This window comes from Pseudomonas sp. GNP014 (assembly GCF_054344005.1).
Genome location: NZ_JBTGUS010000011.1, coordinates 1 through 2,623, shown reverse-complemented (window position 1 = coordinate 2,623; position 2,623 = coordinate 1). Strand labels below are relative to the sequence as shown.

8 protein-coding genes are annotated in these 2,623 nt (G+C 34.5%); all 8 read left to right on the top strand.

Annotated elements, in window-relative coordinates:
* The coding region (locus ACXX9E_RS29890) for an FtsX-like permease family protein (RefSeq protein WP_505358002.1) at positions 1–246 on the top strand (246 nt) is incomplete at its 5' end.
* Positions 215–730, top strand: coding sequence for a hypothetical protein (locus tag ACXX9E_RS29885; protein WP_505358001.1), 516 nt, complete (start codon positions 215–217; stop codon positions 728–730). The genes ACXX9E_RS29890 and ACXX9E_RS29885, both read left to right, overlap by 32 nt.
* Before the next feature lie 5 nt (positions 731–735).
* Positions 736–954, top strand: coding sequence for a hypothetical protein (locus ACXX9E_RS29880; RefSeq protein ID WP_505358000.1), 219 nt, complete (start codon positions 736–738; stop codon positions 952–954).
* Positions 951–1,163 carry a hypothetical protein gene (locus tag ACXX9E_RS29875; RefSeq protein WP_505357999.1) on the top strand — a complete coding sequence of 71 codons (213 nt, stop codon included), beginning with the start codon at positions 951–953 and terminating at the stop codon, positions 1,161–1,163. Before ACXX9E_RS29880 ends, ACXX9E_RS29875 begins: the two co-directional genes overlap by 4 nt.
* 121 nt (positions 1,164–1,284) lie before the next feature.
* The gene (locus ACXX9E_RS29870; protein ID WP_505357998.1) at positions 1,285–1,569 is read left to right on the top strand and encodes an FtsX-like permease family protein; all 285 of its coding nucleotides are present in this window, start codon (positions 1,285–1,287) and stop codon (positions 1,567–1,569) included.
* Positions 1,570–1,731: 162 nt separating this feature from the next.
* The gene (locus ACXX9E_RS29865) at positions 1,732–1,971 is read left to right on the top strand and encodes an ATP-binding cassette domain-containing protein (RefSeq protein ID WP_505357997.1); all 240 of its coding nucleotides are present in this window, start codon (positions 1,732–1,734) and stop codon (positions 1,969–1,971) included.
* Positions 1,968–2,069: a hypothetical protein gene (locus ACXX9E_RS29860; RefSeq protein ID WP_505357996.1), complete on the top strand. Its 102-nt coding sequence runs from the start codon at positions 1,968–1,970 to the stop codon at positions 2,067–2,069. The genes ACXX9E_RS29865 and ACXX9E_RS29860 overlap by 4 nt, the downstream gene beginning before the upstream one ends.
* 211 nt (positions 2,070–2,280) lie before the next feature.
* Positions 2,281–2,623 (top strand): ABC-2 transporter permease (locus ACXX9E_RS29855; RefSeq protein WP_505357995.1); only part of this gene is annotated, 343 nt, incomplete at its 3' end.

Below are 2,623 nucleotides of genomic sequence, written 5' to 3'. Positions count from 1 at the left end.
GTCTTCTTCTTTTTTGTCGCAGCCTTAATTAGTTTTTCAGCGATGAAGCGGATGGTTAGTGAACAACGGACTTTAATCGGGATTTATAAAGGCTTAGGTTATGGTAATTTTGATATTGCTAAAAAATATTTAATTTATGCCATCTTAGCAGCGTTAATCGGTGCAATAGCGGGAGTGTTTATCGGACAACAATTATTCCCATGGGTCATTTTTAATGCTTATTCAGGTATTGTATCATATTGGTGATATTATTATTGAGTACTATCCAAGTTTTAGTTTCATCTCGATTGGTTTAGGCTTATTCTGTACAGTGGGAGCCGTTTTTATTGCTTTACACCATAGTTTAAAAGAAACGGGAGCCCAATTATTACGACCAAAACCACCTAAAACGGGGCATCGTATTTTATTAGAAAAAGTAAATGTGATTTGGTCACGCTTAAACTTTAATCAAAAAATCACGATGCGCAATCTTTTTCGTTATAAAGGGCGGAACGCAATGACCATTCTAGGGGTAGCCGGGTGTACCGCGTTGATTTTAACGGGATTTGGGATTTCTGATTCGATTAGTGGTTTAGAAACCAAACAATTTGGTGATATTGTGCATTATTCAATGATAAGTGATCCAGATATTACGCAGCCTGAATATCTCGAACTTCAACAAGAAATTGCTGCTAATCCAGCTGTTAGTTGTGCAGCTAAAACTATTTTGATAAAATTGAAATCCAAATAGATGGAATGAATAATCAATTTGTTGTCTTATTAGGTGCGACAAATCAAGATATGAAGCAATTAGTAACCTTATTGGACCAAGAAACAAACGCCCCAATTGACTTGCCGGAAACAGGTGTCGTAATGACGGAAAAATTAGCCCGTATGTTAGGGGCGAAAGTTGGGGATTCGATTACCTTAACCGATCTTTCGGCAAAGAATATCCGATTACGATTGCTGGGGTGACGAAAAACTATGTCCAACACTGGTTATATATGACACCAGCTACTTATCGTCAATTAATGGGGGAAAACGCTAGTGATAATAGTATTTTTATTACGACAAGTTTAGATAAAGAACAACAAAATACATTAGCAAAAGAATTAATGGAACAAACAACAGTGACCCGTGTGAATGTCTTAGGACAATTTGTGGAAGCTTTGCCCGTACATTAAACAGTTTAGACATTGTAACATCCGTCTTAGTGATTTCAGCAGCGCTACTTGCTTTTGTTGTGTTATATAATTTGAGTAATATTAATATTTCAGAACGATTGCGGGAATTATCAACGATTAATTGCTAGGATTTTATCCAAAAGAAGTGAGTATGTATATTTTCCAAGAGATGCTGATTTTATTAGTGATTGGCATTTTATTGGGCTTTGTCTTAGGAAACTTTTTACTAGTCTTTGTTTTGAAAACAGCAGAAATTGATACTTTATTATTCCCAATTCATATTGCGGGAAAAAGTTATTTATATGCTGGTGGATTAACCATTATCTTCTCAAGCATTGTGATGTTCATGATGCATCAAATTCTTAAAAAAATTAAAATGGTTGAGGCTCTAAAAGCTGAAGACTAAGTGTGAAGGACTGCTACTATTTAATTTGGTAGTGGTCTTTTTTTATGGAGTCGAATGTTATTGGGGTACTTGAACGAGTAATTCGGTTACAGTTAGCTTTTTTTATTAAACATTGTATACTATATACTTAATAGGGAATTACTAAATTTTAGGAGGTTTTTTATGGAAAAAATATTAAGTTTTAAGGATGTTTCTTTTGAAAGAGAAGATTTCCGTTTGAAAGATGTAAATTTTGATTTTTATGCGGGTGATATTGTGGGTTTAATCGGTGAAAATGGTGCTGGTAAGACAACGCTATTTAATCTGATTTTTAAAAATTTAACAGCCACAACCGGTCAGCAAACTTTTTTAGCTAAAGACTATCAAGATGCTGAAAAATCGCTTCTTTTTCGCAAGGGATGAAAGTGAAGTTGAATTTCGCCTATGCATTTTGTCGGGAAGCAAAATTGATTTTATTAGATGAAGCAACGAATGGCATGGATCCTGTATCACGTTCATGAAGTATTAATGGAACTACAATCATATGCAAAAATAATACTTGTACGATTTTACTATCCTCACATATTTTAAGTGATTTAGAAAAAATTACGACTCGGGTGTTTTATTTAAAGAACGGTCAGTTGGAAGAACAAAAACAAATTGATCACTTAGAAGAATTAATGATGGAGGGGGCTAACTAATACGTCAATGATGATGAAAGACTTAATATTTTTGAAAAACAAATACCGCTTACTTTATGGCTTACTGGCTTTGGCGTTTTATCTAGCAACTGTTTATTTCTATCAAGAACCAGCTCTTATTATTGGCATGATTTTGACGATTTTCTTTTCGATATCATTAGCGATGCCTTTATTTATGCAAGATGATCAGGAAGATTGGTTATATTTTTCGAGTACTTTACCAATTAGTGTGAAAGAATGGGTACTGGCGCGTTATGTGACGATGGGCTTATTGTTAGGAGCCATTACCATATTCAATCTAGTGTTGGCGTTAGTCTTTTCACTGCTTGTTAGTGGGGCACAATTGACCTTATATTTAGTGGTAATCGGCTTAG

Bases quoted from the DNA above. Each gene is read 5' to 3' on its own strand.
- ACXX9E_RS29885 (WP_505358001.1), top strand. From the start codon at position 215: ATGCTTATTCAGGTATTGTATCATATTGGTGATATTATTATTGAGTAC.
- ACXX9E_RS29880 (WP_505358000.1), top strand. From the start codon at position 736: ATGAATAATCAATTTGTTGTCTTATTAGGTGCGACAAATCAAGATATG.
- ACXX9E_RS29865 (WP_505357997.1), top strand. From the start codon at position 1,732: ATGGAAAAAATATTAAGTTTTAAGGATGTTTCTTTTGAAAGAGAAGAT.
- ACXX9E_RS29860 (WP_505357996.1), top strand. From the start codon at position 1,968: ATGAAAGTGAAGTTGAATTTCGCCTATGCATTTTGTCGGGAAGCAAAA.